Origin of the sequence: Paenibacillus terricola (assembly GCF_014779765.1) — a bacterium.
Classification (GTDB): Bacteria; Bacillota; Bacilli; order Paenibacillales; family Paenibacillaceae; genus Paenibacillus_T; species Paenibacillus_T terricola.
In genome coordinates this window covers 370268-395606 of record NZ_JACXZA010000001.1, presented here as the reverse complement: position 1 = coordinate 395606, position 25339 = coordinate 370268, and the positions used below count along the sequence as shown (strand labels likewise).

23 protein-coding genes are annotated in these 25339 nt (G+C 51.3%); 7 read left to right on the top strand and 16 right to left on the bottom strand.

The genetic code is table 11. The annotated features are described in order from the left end of the window. Positions 1-181 precede the first annotated feature (181 nt). The gene (gene mqnE, locus H8B09_RS01765) at positions 182-1285 is read left to right on the top strand and encodes an aminofutalosine synthase MqnE (protein ID WP_191201756.1); all 1104 of its coding nucleotides are present in this window, start codon (positions 182-184) and stop codon (positions 1283-1285) included. A gap of 76 nt (positions 1286-1361) precedes the next feature. Beyond that, complete coding sequence (locus tag H8B09_RS01760; protein ID WP_191201755.1) at positions 1362-2429, top strand: NAD(P)/FAD-dependent oxidoreductase; 1068 nt, start codon at positions 1362-1364, stop codon at positions 2427-2429. Between the two features lie 275 nt (positions 2430-2704). On the opposite strand, the gene H8B09_RS01755 is transcribed toward H8B09_RS01760, so the two are convergent. Further along, entirely contained in the window at positions 2705-2974 is a 270-nt protein-coding gene (locus tag H8B09_RS01755) for a YuzB family protein (protein ID WP_191202759.1), read from the bottom strand. A gap of 164 nt (positions 2975-3138) precedes the next feature. Between H8B09_RS01755 and H8B09_RS01750 the strand changes: the two genes are divergently transcribed. After that, complete coding sequence (locus H8B09_RS01750) at positions 3139-3384, top strand: NifU family protein (RefSeq protein WP_191201754.1); 246 nt, start codon at positions 3139-3141, stop codon at positions 3382-3384. Positions 3385-3495: 111 nt separating this feature from the next. Here the strand turns inward: H8B09_RS01750 and H8B09_RS01745 are convergent, their stop codons facing one another. From H8B09_RS01745 to H8B09_RS01715, 7 genes are all read right to left on the bottom strand, one after another. Then, entirely contained in the window at positions 3496-4203 is a 708-nt protein-coding gene (locus H8B09_RS01745; RefSeq protein WP_191201753.1) for a Cthe_2314 family HEPN domain-containing protein, read from the bottom strand. A gap of 90 nt (positions 4204-4293) precedes the next feature. Continuing rightward, entirely contained in the window at positions 4294-5214 is a 921-nt protein-coding gene (locus H8B09_RS01740; RefSeq protein ID WP_191202758.1) for a COX15/CtaA family protein, read from the bottom strand. Between the two features lie 954 nt (positions 5215-6168). Continuing rightward, entirely contained in the window at positions 6169-6513 is a 345-nt protein-coding gene (locus tag H8B09_RS01735; protein ID WP_191201752.1) for a thioredoxin family protein, read from the bottom strand. 44 nt (positions 6514-6557) lie between these two features. Further along, entirely contained in the window at positions 6558-8174 is a 1617-nt protein-coding gene (locus H8B09_RS30965) for a copper amine oxidase N-terminal domain-containing protein (protein ID WP_318152515.1), read from the bottom strand. A 75-nt stretch (positions 8175-8249) separates the two neighbouring features. Beyond that, a complete protein-coding gene (locus tag H8B09_RS01725; RefSeq protein WP_191201750.1) occupies positions 8250-10115 on the bottom strand; it encodes a carbohydrate-binding domain-containing protein in 1866 nt (621 codons plus the stop codon). 47 nt (positions 10116-10162) lie between these two features. Beyond that, positions 10163-10846, bottom strand: coding sequence for a DUF4956 domain-containing protein (locus H8B09_RS01720; RefSeq protein ID WP_191201749.1), 684 nt, complete (start codon positions 10844-10846; stop codon positions 10163-10165). After that, the gene (locus tag H8B09_RS01715; RefSeq protein ID WP_191201748.1) at positions 10840-11583 is read right to left on the bottom strand and encodes a polyphosphate polymerase domain-containing protein; all 744 of its coding nucleotides are present in this window, start codon (positions 11581-11583) and stop codon (positions 10840-10842) included. The genes H8B09_RS01720 and H8B09_RS01715 overlap by 7 nt, the downstream gene beginning before the upstream one ends. 486 nt (positions 11584-12069) lie before the next feature. Here H8B09_RS01715 and H8B09_RS01710 point away from each other — a divergent pair, with 486 nt between their 5' ends. Both H8B09_RS01710 and H8B09_RS01705 read left to right on the top strand, forming a co-directional pair. Continuing rightward, positions 12070-12747 carry a response regulator transcription factor gene (locus H8B09_RS01710; protein ID WP_191201747.1) on the top strand — a complete coding sequence of 226 codons (678 nt, stop codon included), beginning with the start codon at positions 12070-12072 and terminating at the stop codon, positions 12745-12747. Continuing rightward, complete coding sequence (locus H8B09_RS01705; protein ID WP_191201746.1) at positions 12747-14081, top strand: sensor histidine kinase; 1335 nt, start codon at positions 12747-12749, stop codon at positions 14079-14081. The genes H8B09_RS01710 and H8B09_RS01705 overlap by 1 nt, the downstream gene beginning before the upstream one ends. 51 nt (positions 14082-14132) lie before the next feature. On the opposite strand, the gene H8B09_RS01700 is transcribed toward H8B09_RS01705, so the two are convergent. Then, positions 14133-14495 (bottom strand): winged helix-turn-helix transcriptional regulator, encoded by a 363-nt coding sequence (locus H8B09_RS01700; protein ID WP_191201745.1) that lies wholly within the window; start codon positions 14493-14495, stop codon positions 14133-14135. A gap of 144 nt (positions 14496-14639) precedes the next feature. Between H8B09_RS01700 and H8B09_RS01695 the strand changes: the two genes are divergently transcribed. Next, positions 14640-15359: a 3-ketoacyl-ACP reductase gene (locus H8B09_RS01695; protein WP_191201744.1), complete on the top strand. Its 720-nt coding sequence runs from the start codon at positions 14640-14642 to the stop codon at positions 15357-15359. A gap of 115 nt (positions 15360-15474) precedes the next feature. On the opposite strand, the gene H8B09_RS01690 is transcribed toward H8B09_RS01695, so the two are convergent. The 7 genes from H8B09_RS01690 to H8B09_RS01660 all read right to left on the bottom strand — a co-directional run bounded on the left by H8B09_RS01690 (position 15475) and on the right by H8B09_RS01660 (position 23747). Next, positions 15475-16785, bottom strand: coding sequence for an ABC transporter substrate-binding protein (locus H8B09_RS01690; protein WP_191201743.1), 1311 nt, complete (start codon positions 16783-16785; stop codon positions 15475-15477). Positions 16786-16810: 25 nt separating this feature from the next. After that, on the bottom strand, positions 16811-17599 hold the full coding sequence (locus tag H8B09_RS01685; RefSeq protein WP_191201742.1) for a response regulator transcription factor: 789 nt from the start codon (positions 17597-17599) through the stop codon (positions 16811-16813). 27 nt (positions 17600-17626) lie between these two features. Continuing rightward, positions 17627-19336 (bottom strand): sensor histidine kinase, encoded by a 1710-nt coding sequence (locus tag H8B09_RS01680; protein WP_191202757.1) that lies wholly within the window; start codon positions 19334-19336, stop codon positions 17627-17629. A 247-nt stretch (positions 19337-19583) separates the two neighbouring features. Continuing rightward, positions 19584-21218, bottom strand: coding sequence for a putative polysaccharide biosynthesis protein (locus H8B09_RS01675; RefSeq protein ID WP_191201741.1), 1635 nt, complete (start codon positions 21216-21218; stop codon positions 19584-19586). Positions 21219-21728: 510 nt separating this feature from the next. Next, the gene (locus tag H8B09_RS01670; protein ID WP_191201740.1) at positions 21729-22454 is read right to left on the bottom strand and encodes a ThuA domain-containing protein; all 726 of its coding nucleotides are present in this window, start codon (positions 22452-22454) and stop codon (positions 21729-21731) included. A 43-nt stretch (positions 22455-22497) separates the two neighbouring features. Then, complete coding sequence (locus H8B09_RS01665) at positions 22498-22983, bottom strand: DUF456 domain-containing protein (protein WP_191201739.1); 486 nt, start codon at positions 22981-22983, stop codon at positions 22498-22500. Then, positions 22974-23747: a Cof-type HAD-IIB family hydrolase gene (locus H8B09_RS01660; protein ID WP_191201738.1), complete on the bottom strand. Its 774-nt coding sequence runs from the start codon at positions 23745-23747 to the stop codon at positions 22974-22976. The genes H8B09_RS01665 and H8B09_RS01660 overlap by 10 nt, the downstream gene beginning before the upstream one ends. Before the next feature lie 458 nt (positions 23748-24205). Here H8B09_RS01660 and H8B09_RS01655 point away from each other — a divergent pair, with 458 nt between their 5' ends. Further along, positions 24206-25276, top strand: coding sequence for an RluA family pseudouridine synthase (locus H8B09_RS01655; protein WP_191201737.1), 1071 nt, complete (start codon positions 24206-24208; stop codon positions 25274-25276). Positions 25277-25339 lie beyond the last annotated feature (63 nt).

Below are 25339 nucleotides of genomic sequence, written 5' to 3'. Positions count from 1 at the left end.
TGGCACATTCATGTCACCTTGCTGACTTTTCTTGTTGCCGCCCTTCATCGTGAGGTTTATAATGAGTACAGTTATTTTTCAAGGGAATAGCAAGTTCCTTTTTTCACAAACTTATCAACTTAGCAGCCTCTGTCGATGACAGGGACTGCGAGAACACAGCAATGAAAGCGAGGGAAACCGTATGAACGTCATTTTACCGACTGATCAATCACGCATGCAAGAGATTGCAGACAAAGTACGCAATGGCGAACGTCTGTCGCTCGAAGACGGCGTTTTTCTGTACCAATCGGATGACTTGCTGACCATTGGCCAGCTCGCGAATGAAGTCAATCTGCGCAAGAACGGCCGCAAGGTCTATTTTATCGAGAACATGAGCCTCTACTTCACGAACGTCTGCGAAGCGCATTGCGCGTTCTGCAACTTCCGCAAAGATGAAGGTCAAGAAGGCGCATATACGCTGTCTGGCGAGCAAATGATCGAATACGTCGACCAGCACTATCATCCAGGCGTACGCGAATTCCACATTGTAGGCGGACATAATCCTAATGTACCGTTCCAATATTATGTCGACTCGCTCAAAGCGCTGAAGGATCGTTATCCGGACGTTACGCTGAAAGCCTACACGGCAGCGGAGATCGATTTCTTCTCCCGCATCAGCGGTCTGACGTATACCGAAGTATTGCAGGAGCTCATGAAGGTTGGCCTCGCATCGCTAACTGGCGGCGGCGCTGAAATTCTGTCCGATCAATACCGGAAGAAAATGAAAGTAACGAAAGCCGATGTAAGCCAGTACCTTCAAGTGCACCGCGCTGCGCATAACCTCGGCCTCAAGACACATACGACGATGCTGTACGGTTCGGTTGAAAGCAAGGAAGACCGCATCCGCCACATGATGCAAATCCGTGAGCTGCAAGACGAGACGAACGGCTTCCTCGTCTTTATTCCGCTGTCGATGCAGCCGATTAGTCCTAAGGCAAGCATCAAGCGCCGTAACTCCGCGTTCGAGGATTTGAAGACGATCGCGATCAGCCGTCTGATGTTGGATAACTTCCAGCATATTAAGGCTTACTTCATTAACATCGGTCTGCAGTTGACGCAGGTTTCGCTTACGATGGGCGCGAACGACGTGCACGGTACGATGGTTAAAGAACGAATCAGTCACTCGGCCGGCGCATTGACGCCAGAAGGCATTACGCGCGACGAGCTCATCTGGCTGGTCAAAGGCGCAGGCCGCGTTGCGGTTGAACGCGACACGTTGTACAACGAAATTAAAGTATACGAATAGTAAGCTGAATTCATGCTGTCCTGAACGCAAGGACACACTAAAGCTATAAATCGGAACATGGAATGGGTGCTAAACAATGAAACGAGTCATTATTTTGGGCGGCGGCTACGGCGGGCAATCCGTAGCCAATGAATTAATCGAACGAGGCATTCCAAGCGACACGATCGTTACCCTTATCGATCGCATGCCGTTTCAAGGCCTTAAGACGGAATACTACGCGTTAGCGGCAGGTACGGTCAGCGATCACCAGCTGCGGGTTGCTTTCCCAAGCGATCCGAAATTACTGCTGATGTACGGCGAAGTGCTGGATGTCGATATGGAACGGCAAGTTGTTGTAATGGAGGACCAGAACGAGCTGGAATATGACAGTCTTGTTATTGCGCTCGGCTGTACCGATAAATTTCACGGCATAAATGGCGCTGAAGAGTACGCATGTACGATTCAAACCTTTAGCGCCGCTCGCAATACGTACCAACAGTTGAATGATTTGAAGGCATACGGACAAGTGTCGATCGTTGGCGGTGGATTAAGCGGCGTTGAGGTTGCAGCAGAGCTGCGCGAGAGCCGGCCCGATTTGAACATTCGTATTATCGACCGAGGACCAAGCGTAATGTCAGCATTCCCGGAAAAATTGCAGAATTACGTCGCTGACTGGTTCCGTGAACATAGCGTCGATATGATGGGTCACGTTGCGCTTAGCCAGATCGAGCCTGGCATTCTGCATGATAGCCACTCCGATAAGCCGATCTATACCGATGTTACGGTATGGACGGCGGGTATTCAGCCCGTTGAACTGGTACAGCGAATGGATCTGCCCAAGGATCCGTCCGGCCGTCTCGTAATTAACGAGCTTCACCAGCTGCCAGCCTATACAAATGTGTACATCGTCGGCGACTGCGCTTCGATGCCTTTCGCACCGAGCGGTCAAGCGGCGGGCGCACAAGGCAAGCAGGTCGCTGAAGTTATTCATGCTATCTGGAACGGACAAACACCTAAGCTTGGCAAAATCAAGCTGAAAGGGACCCTCGGCTCCCTTGGCAAAAAAGCCGGTTTCGGCTTGATGGGCAAAACTGCACTTATGGGGCGCGTTCCGCGTCTGTTGAAAACGGGTGTCCTCTGGAAATCGAAACATCATATCGGGTGATTCAACCCGACCTAAATCTTAGGCGCTCTACCCACCCAAACCCTCAGGAGCTCTACCCACCCAAACCCTCCCTGCAAGGGAGGGCCCCATGGGACTCCCGTCCCCTGGACCCCGGAATGGGATGGTGGATCGACAGAGACGAGTTTGCATACGTTGTGCATGGAGTCGTGTGCCCCTGCGGGGCACAACTTTTGGTAGAGCTCGCTAAAAAAGAGAATTAACAAAACGCCTGTGGCAGGAGCATGGATGCTCGCTTGCCACAGGCGTTTTGTGTTCTACATATCGTCCAACAGCTTATCCAGCGCTGCTTGGTGGGCGCGCTGTTCCTCTGTGCTTTTTACGATCTCATCGTATAGCTTATCAGCCGTCTCGGCCGCGACAATCTCACCGTCCACGAGTGCGAATGGGAATAGGTAGCATTCCCCGCAGTTGCCCAGACAGCCGTATTCGATCACTTCGTAATCGGGATCCCGCTCCAGCCGCTGCATAATGGCGTCAGTGCCATGATGCATGTTGCTGGCGCAAAACTCAACGATCGGTTTCAGCATAGTTTTACCTCCGTACTGCACATGTATGAGAAGATATAAATTCTCGAATGCTAACAATCGTTGCGGACAAATCCGCGCGATCAATTGACTCCATTCAGCCTCGAATCCATTTTCATTTCAAGCGCTTTGTACTATAATAGGGGAGAAAGGAGTTGATTGCAATGAGCGAAACAAACCAATCGACGACGTACGACGAAGTATTGGACGTACTGGATAAACTGCGCCCGTTCTTGCAGCGCGACGGCGGTGACGTTGAGCTGGTAGACGTTGAGGACGGCATTGTAAAGCTTCGTCTGGTAGGCGCTTGCGGCAGCTGCCCAAGCTCGACCATCACGCTGAAGGCCGGTATCGAACGCGCACTGCTTGAAGAAGTAGAAGGTATCGAAGAGGTTGTACAAGTATTCTAATCAGCCTTTAAACGAGCCTGATACGATGCAAAGAGTCTTGCCCGCAGACTTCTCGTCTGCTTCGGCAAGACTCTTTTTGTCGTATACCAAGTTATACCTGATTCCCGCCGACTAACGGTCATTCCAGTGTCGATAGCAATACTGGTAAGACAACACGAGCGATTCGATGACAAGCTCCAGCCCCTGCCTCATATCATCCGCCTGCATCGCAACATTCTCAAGCACTGGCTCTTCCCCATGCCGCTGAAGGCTTTGCTGCAGATCATCCTGCAGCTCCGAGTTCATCAGATGTATCTCTACATTGCGTCTGCGCCGGAGCCGATTCATCGGGCTCTTATACCGTTCCTTAAGTTCATCCAGCGCTTGTCCAAGCGCGGGGTGCTTCCGATTCAACCGCATATTGCGGAGCACTGTAAAGTATGAGAAATGCGGCTTCATCCGCTCCGTCTCCAGCTCCAGCACATCGTTAAGCAGCGTACCAAGTTTATCGAGCAGCGAGAACATGCGGATAAAGCCGTTTTTGTCAAAATACACATACCGATGATAATCAAGCTGCTCCTCAGCCGACATCTGACCCACTGCAGTGCTGGATATGCGGGAGGCGAATTGCGCAGCTGCATAGCAGCTCTGCTCCAATTCATCGAGCGAGCCGATCAATCCTCGCGTCCCAATATGATATTTGCGCAGCTTCCCTTCGGACGGAGTACCCGTCTGAATCCGCTCATTCATCAATCGGGAGAAATTCCACATCTCGTTAATTGCATCCGCCAGTCTCCCCGTCGGCACTAACGGCGGTTCTCCGAACATCGCACGCAGCATCGGCATAGCCCCTTTACTGATCAGATTGCGACAACGCCGCCGTCACATGGTGTGCCGGCGGCGTTCGTTGTTCGCTCATACGTGCGCAAATTATCGGATATCCCGATGTATTCGGCTTCGAATGAGCATATCGAGCATGATCGTGAACAGCCCTGAAATAATTAAATTATGGACCAAGCTTGTGAAAACAAACATATTCTCATTCGTCAGTTCATGCGTCAACCATGCGCCGCTGCCGATCTGTGCGATAACGAGTACGAGTGACCAAGCGCTCGTTGCACGCAGCACCTCTCCCTTTGCTCCACTGCGGCGTACCGCAATAAACACGAACAACAGAATGAAGAACAGAATAACTGCTGCAATCCGATGCAAGAACACCGGCAGCGTAGCCCCTTCAAGCGTAGGAACGATCTCTCCGTTGCATAACGGCCATCCGACACAACCGCCCGAAGACTCTGTATGCCGTATGAAAGCACCTAAGTACACGACACCATAACTGTAGATGACGGTAAACAACATAATGCCATAAAATTTGCGAGGCAGCGGCGTTACCCATCTGCTCGCTCTACCCGTACGTTTCATTCGCCCAGCCCAAATGACGAGCAGCATCGTTGAAGCGAAAGCGAGCAGCGAGATACCGAAGTGGATAGCCAGCACCGGATCGGATTGCGGCCACATAACCGCTGCCGCACCCATCAGGGCTTGAACAATCGTCAGCGCAAGCGCTCCGCTTGCGTACAAGACAGCCTCTCCGTACTGTCTGTAGCTTTTCATCGTCATTAGGAATGTCAATAAAGTAAGTATGCCCGCAAGTCCACTAATGGCACGATGAGAATATTCAATTAATGACTCCAGCGTATAAGCCGGTACGAATTTTCCGTTACACAGCGGCCAGTCGTCTCCGCAGCCTCTGCCGGAATCGGTATTCGTGACTAGCGCGCCCGCGAGCAGAACAAGAAGCATAACGATACAGGAAGCGGTAGCAACCGCACGATAACGTCCCGTAATCACTACTATCACCCAATTTCTAATAATTGTGAAACCTATGACATGTCAACAATATGTTCATTATAGCCTTATGATTTATTGAATGCTATGTCGAAAATGGGACACTTCGTGGGGACCCTCCGAAATCCTCCCCTAAGGAGGACTCAAGGGGCTGGCCCCTTGGACCCCCGAACATTCATTATTAAGGGACTTCGTCCCTTGAACCCTTAAATTAGTTATTTGATACTTAACTTCGACTCCGTCCCCTTGAATAACGTTTTTTCTCTACCCACCCAAACCCTCCCTGCAAGGGAGGGCCCCATGGGACTCCCGTCCCCTGGACCCCGGAAGGGGCTTGTGGCGAGACAGAGGCGTGCTGTAGATACTGCGTGCTGGGAGTCGCGTGCCCCTGCGGGGCACAACTTTCGTTCGAGCTTGGACGCAAGGGGCTGACCCCTTGGACCCCATTTTTCTACCTAACTTTTATGGGACTTCGTCCCTGAACCCCTTAATTTTCAATCTGTTCGATCCAAACCCTCGACTCCGTCCCCTTGAAAACCATTTTTCTCTACCACCCAAACCCTCCCTGCAAGGGAGGGCCCCATGGGGCTCCCGTCCCCTGGACCCCGGAAGGGGCTGGTGGCGAGACAGAGGCGTGCGGCAGATACTGCGTGCTAGGAGTCGCGTGTCCCTGTAGGACACAGCTTTCGTTCGAGCCTGGACTCCGGTGGCGAGACAGCGACGTGCGGTAGATACTGCGTGCTAGGAGTCGCATGCCCCTGTGGGGCACAGCTTTTGTTCGAGCTTGAAAAATTCATCCCTCTACGAGGGATGCCAAAGGACTACTTTCCCTGAGCTGTTCTGGAGTGTCTTATTTATTGTGCGTGTTAATTGTTGAAAATATAAAAAGTCCGTGCCGGAGACAAGGCATGGAGCCTTGGTTCGGCACGGACTTTCGAGAGAAGAAAGATAATAAGGTTACGCTTGTGGCAATGCTGATGCGACGGATACGGCGCGGTCGAGGAATTGCTCGATCTCGTCGCGCGTCTTGCGCAGCTTGCTGACGAAGCGGACAAGCTCTTGGCCATTCTTGAAGGCAATAAAGCTTGGTATGCCAAGGATGTTAAGCTCGCTGCACAGGTCAGGAAGATCGTCACGATCGATCTGTACGAACTTGATGCGGCCCGCATAGGCTTGCTCGACATCAGGCATGAATGGATCGATGAAGTGACAGTCCCCGCACCATGTCGTCTTGAACACGGCTACGGTAAGTTCGCCTGCAACGGCTTCGCGGAATGCTTCATCGGTTGTAATCATGTGCATGGCGTTGTCCTCCTACAAAACATAATTCGAATATGTCCTTAAGTTTATCCGACTTCGCGTTCGATTGTAAAACTATATTTGATGTTATCACCGTAAGTATACCACTTCACAGATGCACCAAATGCTTTAGCAAAATCACGAGCCGGCACATAAGTAATGCCGTCAACGACTGTAACAGGATACGACCAGTTGACTGCTTTACCATTCACGATCGCTTTCTTGCTTCCCTTGTTCACTTTCAATGAAGCGTTCGTTGCCGGGTCAAACAGGTGAATGCCGTCGCGTTCAACCGACAGATTCAATCCAAACTGCGTCGCAGCGTCGCGAAGCGGAATAATGGTTACGCCCGAGGCTGTCACAATGACTGGTGAGTCATCATCCCATACGGACCATACTGCTGTCTGCTTGCCGATGTGGAGCTTGTTGCGCAGCAGGGAGTAGGCATCCGATGTTGGATTAAACAGGCGAAGCGTTTGGTAACCTTGCTGGCTCTCCAGCGTATCCAGCGAGATCGCCGATTGCTTCTGCTTATCCGACACTTTGTCTGCGACAACATCGCCATTCACATTCCAGCGCTCTTGGTTGAAGCGAAGTACAAAGCCTTCAAACGGCATTTCTTCTTCATCCATCATGCTTGGATCTGGCTTATATGATGCTTCCAGCGACAGCTTGCGAATATCAAGCTTCGCATCCACATACACATCCGCTTTTACGCTGCTGTTTTTATTAATGATATCGCTGAATTCGTCTTCCTTCGCCAACTCAGCCATGGACTGGTTCAGCTGAGTCAGTTCATCAATCATCTCATCAACGGTTGTATCAATTTCCTCTGCCGTTGGCTCGTATACCTCGCCATTCTCGTCCAGCGCGATAGTTTCCCGCAGCACAGGATCGGCGAGAACAAGGTCAACGACCCCTTTCATCATCGTACGCAGGCCTTCGCGATCACTCGTCAGCGCATCCAGGTACGATTGAACCCATCCCCACGCCTGCACAGCATCAAGCTTCACATTCAAATGCGCAAGCGTTAGCGACTCCCCATTAACCTTCTCCGTTACGAGCGGATCAACCGACAAGTCCTTTGGATTCGGCATTTTATCGATGAAGTAACCGCCAACCTGGTCCAGCACCTTGTATCCGAAATCCATCAGCGATGGCTCATCAGACCAAGAGGCAGCAGCCGTATCCGGGCCTAAGTCTTCCACCTCCGTGCCATATAGGTAGGAGTCCATAATATCCTCTCCCGTCATATCAAACAGGAACGGACGGCTGGCACCCTCTATCGTCATCAGTGCAGTATCACCATCAACGATAAGCGAATAACCGATCGACAGATCGTCGAACTTCAGGGCTCCTTTCATCGACATATGTTCGCTATCCTGCTGCTTCGCCTCATCGACTTGCAGCGTCATATTCGATAAGAGCGATAGCAGCTCATCGGATTCATCCGAAAAATCATCTTCGATGTCCGCCGTTTCATTACGAAGCAGCTGGAACGAAATCGAACTCTTGCTTTCCATCGTCTGCACCTTCAGGCTGTTCAACAGCACACGGTTCAGATCGATGCCGGAGACGGCCTGGCAGCCTGCGATAATAACGACGACTGCTGCAAGCAGAACAACCGATAAGCGTTTCATCGAGAACAACTTCCACTTATGCACAAATATGCCCCTTCCAAATGATAGAAATAGATTGCTCTATCATTCTATCATAGGAAGGAAGCATATGGTAGGAATCTAGGATTGTGTTCCAGTTGTTTGACGATCTCCGCCGCGACCTCTGCCGCCTCCGCCAAATCCGCCGCCGAATCCGCTGGAAGCTTCGGTTACGCCCGATTCATTGACCCACGTAATGGTTGAGGAGGCTGTGAACGATACGACTTTCGTTCCGCCGCTGTATACGCCGCCGTCATAGAGGCCGTCCGTCTCGGCACCATTCGAAGTGCCGCCCGAGTAAAGGGTATAAGCAGTATCTTTCTTCATATCCGGCGAGCTAATGTAGACCGCCTGATAGTTTTTCGAAGGGGCAAACGTGGCGATCGCGTTACCAGCATCATCTTCCAGATGAATGAGTGTCCCTGCCTGCTGCGTCTGCGGATACGTCATCAGAATTCCCGCCTGCGTCGAGCTGTCGGACGCTGCCTGTACCATGCCTGAGCTTCCTGCCGCAATGAGCACGCCGCCTGTCATATTGAAGGTGCTGTCGTAATCAAGCGCGCCATTGCCATTCATCGTTGGACCGTTAACGACAACCGTACCGCCTGACATCGTGATGCTGCCGTTCGCATCCAGACCGTCGCCTTGTGCATCCACACTCAGATAACCGCCGGTAATGGTGAGCGTGTTGTTCGAAGATCCTTCTCCTCCAGGCATACCGCCGCCGCGAGATCCACCGCCCCCGCCTTGTGCCATATCTGCTGGCGCTGTCCCATCCTGAGGCATATCTGCTGGTGCTGCTCCATCTTGCGGCATATCTCCTTGCGGTGCACCGCCCTGCGCTCCGCCGCCTTCCGTACCTTCAGTGTCGCTGCTGCCGCTCGCAGCATTCACGCCATCATCGCTTGCTGCGACATGAGTTTCTCCGCCTGCAATCGTAATGCTGCTTGCTTCAAGTCCTTCGTAGCTCTGCGTAATGTCGATCGTACCGCCTGCAATCAGTAGAGCGATATCCGAATGGATGCCGTCATCGCCAGCCGCAATATGGTAATCGCCATTGGAAATTGCTATGCCGCCGGTGCTGTGCAGCCCATCTTTACCCGATTCAATGCTGTAGCTGCCGCCATCCAGCGCAATGAGGCCCTCGTCTCCTTCTGTATCATTCGTTGTTTTGATGCCATGACCCTTCGCGTCGATGACGAACTGTCCATCCTTCACCGCAACCAGATCGCGTCCCATTACCGCATCATCTGCCGCATGAATCTCGAACGTGCCGCCCGTAATCTTCAGCTTATCCTTACTCGTAATTCCGTTATTGTAGTTCGCTTGCACCGTCAGCTTGCCAGTTCCGTTAATCGTCATATCATCTTTGCTGAAAATAGCTGCATTCGGCTCATCCGTCGAAGCGTCCGCGAACTCATATTCCGCACCGTCCGACACGACATTGTTCGTGCCTTCAGGCAGCGACAGAATAAGTTTCCCCGCCTCCTCTATGTAAATCGGCGAGCTTTTGCTGTAATTAATTTCCGCCCCGTTCAGAACCAATCGAACGACGCCTTTATCCGCAACATTCACTGCGATCTGCCCTTCATCCAGCTTGCCGCTCACCACATACGTACCGGCTGCTGTTATAGAAATCTTCCCACCCGCTGCTTCCGCGCCCGTTCCTTCGATAGTCGCAGTCGTACCATTCAGCTTGATCGTTGTTGCTTCCGATGCATTCCAATCGGTATACGCATCGTCCTCGTCGTATTCCACCTTGCCGCTCAAATCATAACTTGCGGTCTGGACAGCAGCGGATGCGGTTGTTACTGCCGCCGCGTTACTCGTGCTTGTGCTGCCCGTACTCGTTGAAGCCGTCTGATTGCTGCTGCAAGCAGCTAGCATGGCCGTGCAAAGTGCTATAACTGCCAGCTTGGATAACTTCTTTTTGTTCTTGTTTAACATAGAATCTCTTCCCTTCTATTGGTGAATAAGCCTAGTTATGATTTTGTTTAATATTCAATGGAGGTTGGCGTCATCGTTAACGAGATATCCAGATTGCCGTTTCTAACCCGAATGGCATCGAGAAACTCTTTCTGATCCGTGTCCGGATCGATCGTGATCGCATACACAAGCTCATACAAGCTGCCCAGCTCGGTCGTTTTCACTTTCTTCAGTTCATATTTCACGCTGAAGATGTTAAAGATCTCATCAAACGTACGTTCATAATTGAGGTTTTCCGGGATCGTTACTTTCAGCAGTTTCTGTGTTGATGTCTTCGCTCCGAACCTAATAGCTTTAAGGAAGAACATTAATAAGCAGAGAACGACAGTGAACAATACAGCATAACCATAAGCGCCGACGCCGCAAGCCAGGCCGGCAGCCATCGTGAATAGAACGAATGCGATATCCTTCGGATCGCCAGGAGCACTTCGGAAACGGATAATGGAGAAAGCCCCCGCTAAGCTGAACGCTCGTGCGATATTACTGCCGATTAACAGGATGATAATAGCCACGATCGTAGGCAGCACAATCATAGTGAGCGCAAAATTTTGCGTATAGGTCGCTTGCGTCTTCATATAAGTGAAGCTAATCATTCCGCCTAGGGCGAAGGATAGAAATAGCGTCAGCAGCGCATCGCCCAGCGATAATTCCGTCACCGATGCTGCCGTTGTTGAGAATAGTGAATCTAACATAGTTGAAGTCGCTCCTTTATTTGTTGTTCATTGCGTATATTCATGCGGTATTCGTTGCCGTATTTGGAGAAGCCCGTCCGAAACATGCGCAGCTCGGACAGCAGCTGAGCCAGCCATACCGGAACCGTCTTCTCGGCTTTCACTTCCATCAGCCACAAGCCTGGCGCCATGAGCGCTTCCCCATGATCGCCCTCCTCCAGCCTTATATCTTCCCGTCTTGAACGAATATTCGTGTCGAACGTAATCCGTAGATCCCGATTGCCTCTGCAGAACATCGCAATTCGGTCATACGCCAGATACACAGCCGGCTGCAGCTCATAACGCTGAAGGAAATATTGAATTTCATGAATGACCTGCTTGTTCATATAAGGCATAAACTCCGGCGCAACTCCCGTCCGCACGAACTCATACGCTTCATTCAGCTTCATTGCCGTCCTTCGTTTGTTGACGAGGCCATACACTTTTTTCTTCAACTCCACATAAACCTTGGCATCCTGCTTCGGAACACCGTAAGCCCGAACTCTCAGCTTCTCGCGGTACTTCGGCTTGGAGAGGCTGTTGCGAATAATGGAGTGCTGCGGTGTATCGTAATAAATGTTGCTAATGGTATAGAACTGATTGTTCTGGTTGTACTCATCAAGGTCCATATATTGAAGCAGCCGGTTATAAATGTCTTGAAAAGACTGGCTGTCCATCAGATACTTACTTTCGTACCGATTGAATACTTCAATAGTCATCTTCGTTGCCCCCTGTCATTCGTGCATCTTGACTTGCATCGCCTGTTCATGACTGTATCTTAGGACGGTAACCTTTAACGAATCTTAAATATTTGGAGCGGACTTCAGTTAAATGAAAGTTCAAAAAGTTCGGTTTTCAGCACCGAGAAGGTTGGAGCAAGCAGGGAATGAGGATCGGAGCGTAGTGTAGTGCTACGTGAGAACCGGAAGTCTCTGCTTCATCCAAGATTCGACGCCGAATCTACATCTTGTGATGATGCTTCGTGATGAGAAAACCTCTATCATGGCCTTTCGAAGATGAGCGACCGCTTTTAGAGGTAGGTTTTATCGCCAATAAGAATTTGTTCTTTCGAGAGACTCGAAAGAACAAATTCTTATGTGGTCAAAAGCGGACTTTTTGAACGACCTCTCGTTAAGTTTGATTAAAGGTTCGCTGCTTATAATAGGTACACAAATAGCTACACGACCAAGAAAAGAGGAAATTTCATGCGAATTTTAATTGTTGAGGATGAGGTTAACCTTGCCGAAGCCTTGTCCCAAATTCTAAAGAAAAATAATTATTCCGTTGATATCGTCCACGACGGTCAATCGGGACTCGATAACGCGCTCAGCGGCATCTACGATCTGGTATTGCTCGACATTATGCTGCCGAAGATGGATGGCATCAGCGTACTGAAGGAACTTCGCACTGAAGGCATTGCCATCCCCGTCATCCTGCTGACTGCTAAAGGCGAAGAGCACGATAAAATCTCCGGTCTCGACTATGGGGCAGACGATTATGTGGCCAAGCCATTCTCGACAGGCGAGCTGCTGGCTCGCATTCGGGCGGTATTAAGAAGAAGAGGCGAAGTTGTACCGGACGACAGCTTGAAGTTCGGCGATCTGGAGCTCAACACAGCCAATCTGAAACTGACGTGCAGCGGCAAGGAAATGAAGCTGATCCTGAAGGAATGCGAGCTGATGGAACTGCTCGTTCTGAGGAAAACGGCGATTACGTCCAAGGAGCTCATTATTGAGAAGCTGTGGGGATTTGATTCAGAGGTGGAGCATAACAACGTAGAGGTGTACATTTCATTCCTGCGCAAAAAATTGACGTTCCTGCAATCTTCGGTCCGGATTTCGACGATCCGAGGCGTTGGCTACGTACTGGAGGAGACTTCCTAATGTTCAATCGGCTGCGCAACCGGCTGCTTATTGTGAACATGGTGATTATTAGCCTCATCATGATTGTGGCCTTCTCGACGATTTATACGATTACCTATCAGAACAACCATAAGTCGATTAATGATGATTTGATGCAGGTATCTGAATTTTATCGCAAATCCGGCGGGATGAACGAAGGCGGCAAGTTCGGCGGCAATAACCATTGGCCCAAGGACCAAGGCAGTGAGCTGAATGCGCCTAATGGCGGCATTGGCGCTGGTGTAGGTGGCGTCAAGTCCGGTCCTCCACCTGAACGTTCCGTATCGTTCTCCATCAATACGGATGCCAATTGGAGCATAACGAAGACAGACTCCCGCTACGATATGGACGAAGATTTCTACAAGCTTGCCGTTCAACATGCCGCGTCCAGTGACGCCACTCGAGGCAACTTCACCCTGGACGGCAACCGGTGGGCTTATAATGTGGACAATACAATGGACGGATATTCCATCGTGTTCCTGGATGTAACGAACTCGTACAAGTTCCTTCGGAATCTGTTGTATACGTTCCTTGCTGTTGGTCTCATCATGCTTATTGTCATTTACTTTACAAGCCGCTATTTCGCGAATCGCTCGATTGCACCCGTCAAGGAAGCGTTCGATAAGCAGCAGCGTTTCATCGCTGACGCTTCCCATGAGCTGCGCACACCGCTCGCGGTCATTAATACGAATGCAGATGTACTGCTGGCCAACAGCGATGATCTCATTCGGACGCAGGAGAAGTGGCTTCAGCATATCAAGTCGGAGACCGAGCGGATGCGGACGCTGACGAGCGATCTTCTCTATTTGACCCAAATGGAGGACGCACGCGAGAACATCATCTCCACGTCCTTCAATATGAGCGAGGCAGTCGAAAGTGTTATTCTGACGCTCGAAGCCGTTATTTTCGAGAAAAATATAGAGCTCAGCTACGACATCGTGCCGGACTTATACACAAGAGGCAGCAGCGAGCAGATGAAGCAGGTCATTCTCATCCTGCTCGACAATGCCATGAAGTACACGAATGCTTCTGGCTCCATCAGCCTGACTTTGAAGAAGCAGGGCCACGATCTTCTGCTGAGCGTCACCAATACGGGGGAAGGGATCCCACAGGAGCATCTTGCACGAATCTTCGACCGATTCTACCGAGTCGATGCCTCGCGCTCCCGCCAGAATGGCGGCTATGGCCTTGGCCTTGCCATTGCAAAGACGATCGTCGAGCAGTCCAAAGGCCGTATCTACGCCAAGAGCGTGCCGAACGACAAGACATCGTTCTACGTACAGCTTCCTGCAGACTCGCAGCCTCGGAAGGCGTAGCAGTATGTAACACCAACAAATGCCGCAGGCACGAGCCTGCGGCATTTTATTTTACACCTTCAAATCCTCCATCCGCTTCTTGCCCCAGTCGTACATCATGAGCACAATCGGCAGCAGCGTTTCGCCGAGCGGAGTAAGCGAATATTCTACTTGAATCGGTACGACCTCGTGATACACCTGACGATGGACGATGCCGTCCTCCTCCAGTTCTCGCAGCTGATTCGCCAGCACTTTGTGGGATATTCGCGGGAACAGCTTCTGAATCGCATTGAACCGAAACGGCCCATCTACCCCAAGATGATAAATGATGACAACCTTCCATTTGCCGCTGATGATGGACAACGTCAGCTCTTTCTCGCAATTGAACTGTTGTTTCTCGATTTTTGCCTTTATCTCCTGTCTTAAATCTCGCATTCGCATCTCCTTCCCTTACGTCAAGGTTACCTGTAGGAAACCATGTTACAATGAAGTACGTTCTTATCCTTGGCGCATTTATGTTATAGAATAAACGAAACCAGCAAAAATAAAAAATGAAAAAACAAAATAGGAGAGATCATCATGAAACTTAATAACCAAACAGCTATCATAACTGGGGCTGGCAAAGGCATTGGCAAAGCGATCGCAGAGCTGCTGGCGAAGGAAGGCGTACATGTCGGACTTATCGCCCGCAGCAGCAGCGATCTAGAAGCGCTTCAAGCATCGCTTACCCAAACATATGGCATTCGCGCTTATATTGCGGCAGCCGATGTCTCTAACGCTTCTGAGGTTGAAGCAGCCGTTGCTTCGCTTAAAGAGCAGCTAGGATCGATCGATATTCTAATCAACAACGCGGGCATCGCTCAGTTCGGCACGCTCGTCGATATGCCCCCTGCAGAGTGGGAACGGATCATTCAAGTAAACCTGATGGGTACTTATCATGTATCCCGTGCCGTTCTGCCAACAATGATTGCGCAAAATAGCGGCAGCATCATCAACGTTGCTTCTACGGCCGGCGAGCGCGGCTTCGCGACAGGCTCCGCCTACTGCGCATCGAAGTTCGCCGTTCTCGGCCTCACGGAATCGCTGCTGCAAGAGGTTCGCAAATTCAACATTCGCGTGACTGCCCTTACGCCAAGCACGGTTAACACGGAGCTTGCCGTCAACGCCGGTCTCAAGATCGGCGACGAAGACCGTATGATGCAGCCGGAGGATGTTGCCGAGCTTGCGCTTGCAACCTTGAAACTGCCGCCGCGCGTGTTCGTGAAAGCAGCAGGCATTTGGACGACAAATCCGCAATAGCATAATTGAATCCGATAAACGGATCTGCAAGTAACAAAAGAGCCGTCCCTTCAGTCAATTGACTCGTCGGGGCGGCTCTTCCTGCCTTCAGCATTCATACGATTGTCTAGATCTATTAATCGCCCCGCTTGATCGCTGCGTCATGTGCCTGCGAGAATTTCTTCGGCGTTGTCGCTTTGCCGAACAGCGCTTGAATCTGATTTAGATGCTTCTCTGCCGCATTCGCTTTCATCTGAACGTCGGCGAATAAGGTGATGCTGCTGGCTTGGTTCGTTTCATGCAGCAGATCAATATACAGCTGAGGCAGCTCAAGCTTCGAGGTATCCACCTTCGTCGCCGGAATGACGCCAGCTCCCGTAACCGATTGCTCACCCCATTTGGCAATAAAATATTCTACGAATTTCTTTGCCTCTGCCTTCACGCTAGAGTTCTCCGCAACGAACAATCCGACGCCCGGTCCGCCTACCCAACTGTTCTCATTGCCCTTGCCACCTGCGACCGCAGGGAACTTGAAGAAGCCGACACTGTCACGGAATTGCTGCGGAATATCCTTGTTCGTCGTGAAGTTCGGCAGCTCCCATGTCCCTGTCAAGAACATCGCAGCTTTGCCGTTCAGAAATTCGGTCTTAGCTTCCTCGTTCGATAAGCCATTGAAGCCTTTCACGAATGCATGGCTGTCGACAAGTGATTGCACTTCGCTTGCCGCTTTCAAGAGACCTTCGTTCATGAAGGACCCTGTCCCATTAATAGCGTCGGCCAGCGCCTCTTGGCCTGCATAGCGGTCTGCCAGGTACATGTACCAGAGTGAACCCATCCAGCGGTCCTTGTTGCCAAGCGAGATGGGTGCTACGCCATTGTCAGCCAGCGTCTTCACTACCTGCTTCAGCTCATCATACGTTTGCGGCGTTGCCAAATTATATTTCTCGAAGATCGCTTTGTTGTAATAGACGGGTGCAATGTTGAACTCCAGAGGCAGCGCATATGTCTTTCCGTCGATGGCGTAGGCTTCCGTGGTGCCTGCTACGAACTTATCCTTCAGCTCGCCGCTCAGCAGATCATCCACAGGCGTGAAGAGGTTTCCGTCGACATACGGCTGCAAGAATCCAGCCGCCCATGTGACGCCGACATCCGCCAATTTATTAGTGGCTGACAACACCTTCAGCTTGTTCTTGTACTGCTCATTATCAAGCACATCCTGCTTAATCCTGACATTCGGATGCTCTTTCTCGTAGTCATCGACAATCTGATTGACGATCCGATTCTGGCCTGCCGCAATATCACTCGGCCATAGGTGCATGAAAGTGATCGTAGTCTTGGAACCGTTTTCAGGCGAAACATTAGCAGCAGTGCCTCCTGTGCTGCTGCAACTTGCTACGATCAATACGAGGCTCAGGGTTAACAAGAATGCCGTCCATCTCTTGAACACGTTCACAACCCCTTATCCGCTGTTCTTATTCGATCGTCTCATCGCGATGCGAGACGCTCTTCCGATATTGTCCTGGGCTCGTATCCTCCATCGTACGGAACACTTTGACGAAATATTTGGCTGTCTGGTAGCCAACACGTTCAGCAATTTCTGCGATCGTCAGCTCTGAGTTCGACAGCATTTCCTTCGCCCGCTGCACTCTTCTACGCGTCAAATATTCGCTGAATGTAAGTCCGGTCTGTTCCTTGAACAACACGCTGAAGTAGCTAGCGTTCAGATGAAGATGATCGGCGATATCGCGCATCGTAATTGGTTCCTGCAGATGCTCATCCAGATAATGGATAGCTTCTTGCACTTGCACGTTATACCGTTTTTCCTGTCCGACCGTCTCCAGCAGCTTCTCATCGACCAGCCGCTCCATCCTTTCAATCCGGTGCAGCTCCTCTTCCCGCTTCAGCGCCATCTCTACGGCTGCGACCAGCTTAGCTTTATCCAGCGGTTTGAGCAAATATTCCACAACGCCGAATTGCAGCGCGCGTTGTGCATAATTGAAATCCGGATGGCCTGAGATGATAATTACAACCGGCGGATGCGGCATTGCCTTCAGTTTCTCAACCAGCTCCAGTCCGCCGAGCTCCGGCATTCGAATGTCTGTTATGAGCAGGCTTGCTTCATTATTCTCCAGCCATGCGAGCGCTTCGACGCCGCTGGCTGTCACTACAATACGGTGGCGGCCAGCCGACCATGCCTCAAGTACCTTGCGTATCCCTTCCCTCGTTCTTGGCTCGTCATCGGCAATCAATATCGTCTTCATGTCGTTCCACCTCGTCTAGTGCGTTCATCATTTTAACGCCCATATATCATCTGGAATCTCGAATGCCATTGTCGTTCCATGTCCGACCTCGCTTCGAATATCTAGGCCTTCTGTCTCCGACTCGTAATAGAGCTTCAGCCGCTTCTGTACATTCGCGACCCCGACGCCAGTTCCTTTGGCTGACGTTTGGTTCCGCCCCTGCTCCATTGCCGCATATAGCGAGTGGATTTTATCCGCGTCCATGCCTGGTCCGTTATCAATTACCTCAATCCGCGTATAGCCTTCACGGGCCGAAGCTCCTACTCGCAATGTGACTGCACCCGGGCCAAGCCGCTGCTCGACGCCATGCAATATCGCATTCTCCACTAAAGGCTGAATAAGCAGCTTCGGAATCGGCACCCTCCGGTAAGATTCGTCAACCTCAATCGACCAGGACAGCCTGTCCATCATCCGCATAACCATAAGCTTAAGATAACGTTCCGCATGGTCTAACTCATCCCCGACCGTTACCCATTCATCCTCATCCGCACGAGAGATGACATATCGGAATAGGCCTGACATCGCAACAACCAATTGCGCTAACTCCTCTTCGTCCTTATCCTCAAGAGCCCAATAGAAAGCTTCCAGCGTATTGAATAGAAAATGCGGATTGATTTGCGCCTGCAGCGCCTTTAGCTCCGCCTTGCTCTGGATAATCTCCTTCTCATAAACGACTTCAATCATCTCGTTCAAGGAGACAACCATTTGGTTATACGTATTATTCAGCTCGTTGATCTCCATCGTTGATGATGTGACGGGGATTGGCTTAAGCGTACCGAATTTCGCCCCCCTCATCGCACGTATAAGTCGGAGAATCGGACGCGTAATCATAATGGATAAAATAAACGTTAAAACAAGGAACAGAAGTCCGCCAACTGCACCTGAAACAATTACAGCCGTTCGCAGTACGGCGATGCCCTCCGTCGCATATTCGGACGGCGTCAGAATAAGAATGCGCCAACCTGTCAGCTCGGATCGCTTCTGCACAACAATATAAGGTTTCCCATTCATGACTACGGATGATTGATTTTGCAGCAGGATGGAATCCACATCCACATCGGACGAGAAGTCGGACGCAATGACCTTCCCTTTATCGTCAATAAGTCCCATGGCTTCCCGAGAGTCATCGTTATCGCCGCTATCCTTGTCCGTATCGGTCAGCTCAAAATATTTTCTGTCAACCTGCACCATCAAATACCCCGATGCTGTGAACGAACGGTCGATCAGCCGAACCTGCCTCATCGCAACGAGAACGCCTGGATATTTGGGGTCCACGCCATACCAGATAAGCTGTCCCTTATCACGATTCGCTCGGCCAATCCAATCCGGCGATACGCGATCGAGCAGCGTGACATCGGTAAGCGGGAACAACATCCGATAATCATTCGTGTACAGCTCAACCGAACGTATCCCTGTCGAATAGGCCTCCTGCTTGCGTACCACCTGCTGCATCAACTGCCGTTCCTCGAAGCTGATCCGCTGCCCTTGAAGCTCCTTCATCATCAGCCGTTGGATTGTTCCGTCCGTCGTAACTTGAGCGGTAAAAGTCTCGATCTGGCGCAGCAGCTCGTCAAGCTTGCCAGATGCCTGTACCGCTGTCTGTTGAATGTGCTTCTCCGCATTGTTGCGCAGCAGCACGGAAACTTGATCATAGGTAAACAATCCGGCAGAAGCCAGTACAATAACCATTACAAGCATGAAACCAAGAAAAATTTGATTGCGGAGCGTGTTCAATCGGCCTAGCCAGTTCCTCACTGCTGTATCCTCCCAATCATAGCAATAAGCATTAAGTATCAATATACCGCAAATATGCCGCAAAAATAATATACACAATTCTGACCATCTCAGGCGAATTTTCTTATTACAATTGATTGAAATATAGCGTAAAAAAAGATGGAGGCCAACTTGGACCCCCACCTTATTAGATAGCTACTATTGAAGACCGTTAACCCCGCTGAGCGGATGGCGCAAGCCGCATGAGCGGTCCGAAGAGCTTGCGAAGCGGTCCTGGGAACGAGCGCACATCTGCAGGCTGCACGACGCGCAGCAGCACGAGCAGAACAACATACAGGACACCAGCTGCTACACCGGCAGCACAGCAGCCGAGGAAGTAAACGATCTTGTCCGGCAATGCGTCAAGAAGCAAAGCTCGAACACCATAGTCCGCGCCAAATCCTGCAGCTCCAGTTACGATCACTGTGATCAGATAGCCAGCCCAGCGTCCGCCCAGCGTCTGAAGCGGTACGACCTGCCGAATGGAGCGAAGATTGAGCAGCGTAACAACGATAAAGCAGAGCGTCGATGCAACGATAAAGCCGTACAAGCCCATAACAGGCGCAAGTGCAATACTGCCGATAAGCTTGATGGCGAGTCCGATGAGCGTATTGTACATCGGCGTTCTCGGCTTGCCGAAGCCGTAAAGAATCGAGTTGCTCGTCATCATCGAGATCTGGAATATCGTGCCGGCGGTCAGCGCTGCGACGATGCCGCTGCCCGATTCTGTTTTGAATAGGAGTCCTGTTACCGAATAAGCCGCAACCGAAAGAATGATTGCTGCAGGCACACCGGTGAAGACTACAATTCGCATCACGAGCGACGATTGACGCTGCACCTCATTCATATCCCGCTTCGCAAAGGCTGTTGAAATAACCGGAATAATGGACGAGCTAAGCGCGATCGCTAGAATCGGCGGGATACCCGCAATGGAAATTGCCCTTAAGCCAAACGCATCGAGCGCATGCTTGGCTGTCAATTCGGTATAGAAGTCTCCGCTCAATCGAATGAGGAACGAGGTATCGAACATATAAACCAGGTTGACAGTCATTGCTGTTACGACAATTGGCAGTGACATCATGAATATTTCTTTATAGATCGATTTGAACGACAGGTTGGAGCGTTCGAACCGCAGACGCCCTGCACGAACCTCCGCCGCATCCTGTCTGCCAAGCTTACGCCCGTACCAGATCATGACGCACAATGCGCCAATGCCGCCGATGAAGCTGCCGAATGAGGCCGCAGCTGCAATCCAACGGTCTCCCCAGCCTGCTGCCACAACGGAAACTGCAAGACCGACGCCTACGATCACCCGCAGAAATTGTTCGATGATCTGAGAAATGCCGCCGGCCGCCATCAGCTGCCGACCCTGGAAGTAACCGCGCATCATCGCAATGGTCGGGAACAACAACAGTGCTGGCGCAATCGCCTGAACAGATGCATCCGCCATCGGCAGCTTGGCTACATGGCGCGTGTACCAAGGCGCGATCACATACAACAGAAGCGCAAGCACAGCGCCAGTAATGACGCCGAACAACAACGCAGCTTTGTAAACTCGCTGCGCCTCCCCTGCCTTGCCGAGCGCATGGCGTTCGGATACCATCTTGCTGATTGCGCTCGGAATGCCGCCCGTTGCAATGACGAGCAGCCACATATACACATTGTTGGCAATAGAAAGCGCTGCACCGCCGCCTGTTCCCATCATGTAGTCGAGCGGAACCCGCTGGAAGATGCCCAGAACGCGCGCGACCAGCGCAGCCGCAGCTAGTATAATCGTCCCTTTAATTAATGATTCCTTCTTAAGCATAACGTCAGTTTTCGTCCTCTCCATCATTGCTTGCAGTGCGAGTTCAAAAAGTTCGGTTGTCAGCACCGAGAAGATTGCGAGAACCTGAAAAGCTTATGCTTACGAAGCTGTTATTTGCTCGCAGGTAGTAACACTGCAGTATCGCAAATAACTTCAGGAGGAACGGAGTGTAGGCAAAACATACATGATACAAGGTTTCCAGCGGAAACCTGCATCGGAAGCATAGGCTACGGACTCCGAAGGTGAACGCAAGCTGCGACGTCGAATACCCTTCCTGTCTCACTTCGTGATCACAAGCGGACTTTTTGAACAACCTCTTGAACATGCGTAGAAGCAGCAACGGCACTATCCATCCACAGCTCCGGCATTGAACGCCGGAAGCCGATGGACGAACAGTGCCGTCATTGCTTCTGCATGTAAATAACCGTTATTTTATTTTACCACATAAGAATTTAAGGTTTCGAGTTTCTCGAAAAAAACAAATTCTTATAGGCTGCGATAGAGGGTTTCTTACGCTTTGCCGCCGATTGGTTCAAGCGGTTGATGATTGCCGCGTACCGGCGCCGCTGCACAAGAAGGCGCTGCCCATTGAACCGCGTTGCGGATCACTTGCAGCACTTGCGGGTTGTAATAGGTCGGATACGTCTCATGACCTGGACGGAAGTAGAAGATTTTGCCCTGACCGCGATGGAACGTGCAGCCGCTTCGGAATACTTCGCCGCCCTCGAACCAGCTGACGAATACGAGCTCATCCGGCGCAGGAATATCGAAGTGCTCGCCGTACATTTCCTCATGCTCAAGCGTGATGTACTCAGGCAGTCCAGCTGCAATTGGATGCGCAGGGTTAACGACCCAGATGCGTTCTTTCTCGCCCGCTTCACGCCATTTGAGATCGCAGCCTGTGCCCATCAGTTTTTTGAAAATCTTAGAGAAGTGGCCGGAGTGCAGAACGATCAGCCCCATGCCCTCCATAACGCGTTGATGCACACGATCAACGATGTAATCTTCCACACGATCATGACCCATATGTCCCCACCAGATCAATACATCTGTATCTGCCAGTACTTCCTGTGTCAAACCATGCTCAGGCTGTTCAAGTGTAGCCGTCCGAACTTCGATCGATTCGTTCTGAATGCCCTTCGCCAGCGCTTGGTGAATGCCATCCGGATAGACCTGACGAACTTCCTCGTGAACATGCTCATGCAAATATTCGTTCCATACCGTAACTTTGACCATTATGACAACACTCCTCTTCAATATCGGTTAAAAAGGTTGCATTTTATATGAGCCAAATGAAGAACAGGATGATCATGAGCAGCTGAAGGATAAACTTGGCGACGGTGCTTGTGAACAATCCGACGACGGAGCCGTAACCGACTTTGAGGGACTTGTTCATGTCAGAGCCCGCATATAACTCGCCGAGCAGCGCGCCGAGGAACGGCCCAAGGATAAGACCGAACGCCGGAATGACGAACGGTCCGATAATGACGCCGATCGTACTGCCGACGACAGACGCGCGGGAGCCGCCGAACTTCTTGACGCCCCACGCATTGACCGCATAGTCAGCGATGAACAACACGATTAAGATGACCGTCTGGATAATCCAGAACCATACGCCAAATGGCGAGAAGCTAATGCACAGCCCATACACGAAGAACGCAGCATATATCGCGACTACCCCCGGCAATATCGGGAAGATGGCGCCTGCCATACCAACGAGGAACAGCGCAATGACGACGATCCAGCCAATTGTCTCTAGGACCATAAAGGCACCTCAGCCTTCAGTACATATTTACGCAGCACCTCGGCCACACCATGCTCATTATTCGAGAAGGTGACAACATCGGCTGCCTGCTTCACTTCGTCCTGCGCATTGCCCATCGCCACGCCAAGGCCTGCTTCGCGGATCGCCGCAATATCGTTAAGGCTGTCGCCGACCGCCACCGTCTGCGATATGTCGATGCCTAGCATTGCACACAGCTCCCGAAGCGCCGAAGCCTTCGATACGCCAAGCGGGTTCATCTCCAGATTCCAAGGGGATGAGTTCGTAATCTCCAGCGTTCCCCAGCTTCTTGCTTCATGAAGAATCGCCTCACGAATCTCGTCATCCTCTGTATGGTAGCCGAACTTCAGCCAATGATACGCCGCATACGAGTCCGCAGGCACTAGCCACTTGGATTTGTTATAGGTCTCTCCGTTCGTTGAATACGCCCAGAACCATACATCGTACTTCATCGCCAGCTTATGCAGATTGCGAATGGTATTCGGGTCGAGCAGTTCGCGCCTGTGCAGCACATGCGGCCTCGTCCAAATCTCTCCGCCATTGACCGTTACCATCGGTGCATTCATCATGCCAAGCTGCTCCGTATACGACAACACCTCACGATGACCTCTGCCAGTCGAGAAGCAGACCGTAACGCCAGCTTCCATCGCCTTTTTCATCCAATAGGCCGTCGCCTCGCTAACCTCGTGTCTGTCGTTCAGCGTTGTGCCGTCCATGTCCAGTGTTACCAGCTTGTATGTACTCATATGATTATGCCTCCTATCGGGTCTCATCGACAGCCGTATCATACCGTTAGGCATGAGCGTCCAGGCGCCGACTTTTCTATCTATTTTCCGATATTGTAGCACATTTCACCCCGAGTACCTACCAGCTTAAGGATAAGGAAGCCCCCCCGACTAAAGTCGGTGATCACCGTGAAAGCAGATGAAGTTAGACGAGAAACACCTTATCGACAAAGAGTTGATTTAGGCGCGCAAACGTTTGCACATTAGTCGTGAGAATTCCCTGCCGTTTGAGAACATACAAGCTCCCTTCAGCTCATGACACCTGATCATTTGGTGTACTGGTTCCTATTATAGCGATCGAAGAGTCGCTTCGCGCCCATTCTTATTGGCTCGTTTGTATTGCATTTTGGTATACTGATAGATAAAGCACGATATTGTCCGTGACACGTGTAGTCATACCTAGGAGGATTTTATTCAAAATGAACAATCGTCAACGTCCCGCCAAGCGCCCATTCGCTGCATCGCCGGGAGATTCGAATCGCCGCAGCGACAGCCGTGGCAGAGGCGCTAAGCCGCCGCTGGGCGCAAACACTAGGAAACCGCTCTGCAAGCCGGGCTCAGGAGCTTCCGCTCCTGCAGCTGCCGCACAGACAGGCAAACCTGTCTCTCGCGCTTATGAGGTCAAGGAAGCGACGACGCTGCTTCCTTTTATCCTTGAAGCTATAACCGGCAGCGGGCGCAATACCATCAAATCGATGCTGGCGCGCGGACAAATTTCGGTGAACGGCACTGCGACTACCGCCTATAATCATGAATTGAAACCTGGCGATAAGGTCGAAGTCAGTAAAGAACGGATCGTTGAACGTCCGCCGCTCGCGGGCCTTACGATCGTTCATGAAGATGACGATATCATTATCGTCATCAAGGATGCTGGCCTGTTGTCGATCTCCGCAGACAAAGAGAATGACAATGAGGTGACTGCCTACCGCCAGCTCATGGCGCATGTTCGCAGCCAAGATCCGAAGGAACGGATCTTCATCGTCCATCGGCTCGATCGCGATACATCCGGCATCATGATGTTCGCGAAGAATGAAGAGGCGCAGCAGACGCTGCAGAACGAGTGGCAGGAGCGGGTGAAGGAACGCGCTTATATCGCGCTCGTCGACGGATTGGTGCGGAAGCCAAGCGGCAAGATCGAGTCTTGGCTGAAGGAAAGCAGTACGTTGAAGATGTATTCCAGCCACCGCACCGGCGATGGTCTGCATGCTGTTACCCACTTTAAGACGCTGCAGACAAGCCGTACCTTCTCGCTCTTAGAAGTGCAGCTGGAGACCGGCCGCAAGAATCAAATTCGCGTCCATATGCAGGATATCGGCCATCCGATTGCGGGGGACAAGAAATACGGCTCTCGCTCCCGCGCCATTGGCCGGCTCGGTCTGCACGCCAAGTCGCTCGAGTTCGTGCATCCGAAGACGAATAAATTGATGCGCTTCGAGACGAACGTACCGAAGTCGTTCCTACGTGTGTTCAATGGTGAGAACGCTCGGTAGTGTTGGCGGTTGATCGGGAGCGCTCCAGCCGGGGTTCTGACATTCGATCAAATAAATAGAAAT

Coding starts and splice junctions, on each gene's coding strand:
- H8B09_RS01745 (WP_191201753.1), bottom strand. CDS start 4,203: ATGCTGCGTGCGATGTTCGGAGAACCGCCGTTAGTGCCGACGGGGAGA.
- H8B09_RS01685 (WP_191201742.1), bottom strand. CDS start 17,599: ATGAAGACGATATTGATTGCCGATGACGAGCCAAGAACGAGGGAAGGG.
- H8B09_RS01705 (WP_191201746.1), top strand. CDS start 12,747: ATGTTCAATCGGCTGCGCAACCGGCTGCTTATTGTGAACATGGTGATT.
- H8B09_RS01750 (WP_191201754.1), top strand. CDS start 3,139: ATGAGCGAAACAAACCAATCGACGACGTACGACGAAGTATTGGACGTA.
- H8B09_RS01760 (WP_191201755.1), top strand. CDS start 1,362: ATGAAACGAGTCATTATTTTGGGCGGCGGCTACGGCGGGCAATCCGTA.
- H8B09_RS01695 (WP_191201744.1), top strand. CDS start 14,640: ATGAAACTTAATAACCAAACAGCTATCATAACTGGGGCTGGCAAAGGC.
- H8B09_RS01715 (WP_191201748.1), bottom strand. CDS start 11,583: ATGACTATTGAAGTATTCAATCGGTACGAAAGTAAGTATCTGATGGAC.
- H8B09_RS01735 (WP_191201752.1), bottom strand. CDS start 6,513: ATGCACATGATTACAACCGATGAAGCATTCCGCGAAGCCGTTGCAGGC.
- H8B09_RS01670 (WP_191201740.1), bottom strand. CDS start 22,454: ATGGTCAAAGTTACGGTATGGAACGAATATTTGCATGAGCATGTTCAC.
- H8B09_RS01720 (WP_191201749.1), bottom strand. CDS start 10,846: ATGTTAGATTCACTATTCTCAACAACGGCAGCATCGGTGACGGAATTA.
- H8B09_RS01700 (WP_191201745.1), bottom strand. CDS start 14,495: ATGCGAGATTTAAGACAGGAGATAAAGGCAAAAATCGAGAAACAACAG.
- H8B09_RS01665 (WP_191201739.1), bottom strand. CDS start 22,983: ATGGTCCTAGAGACAATTGGCTGGATCGTCGTCATTGCGCTGTTCCTC.
- H8B09_RS01660 (WP_191201738.1), bottom strand. CDS start 23,747: ATGAGTACATACAAGCTGGTAACACTGGACATGGACGGCACAACGCTG.
- H8B09_RS01680 (WP_191202757.1), bottom strand. CDS start 19,336: ATGCTTGTAATGGTTATTGTACTGGCTTCTGCCGGATTGTTTACCTAT.
- H8B09_RS01725 (WP_191201750.1), bottom strand. CDS start 10,115: ATGTTAAACAAGAACAAAAAGAAGTTATCCAAGCTGGCAGTTATAGCA.
- H8B09_RS01675 (WP_191201741.1), bottom strand. CDS start 21,218: ATGCTTAAGAAGGAATCATTAATTAAAGGGACGATTATACTAGCTGCG.
- mqnE (WP_191201756.1), top strand. CDS start 182: ATGAACGTCATTTTACCGACTGATCAATCACGCATGCAAGAGATTGCA.
- H8B09_RS01655 (WP_191201737.1), top strand. CDS start 24,206: ATGAACAATCGTCAACGTCCCGCCAAGCGCCCATTCGCTGCATCGCCG.
- H8B09_RS01710 (WP_191201747.1), top strand. CDS start 12,070: ATGCGAATTTTAATTGTTGAGGATGAGGTTAACCTTGCCGAAGCCTTG.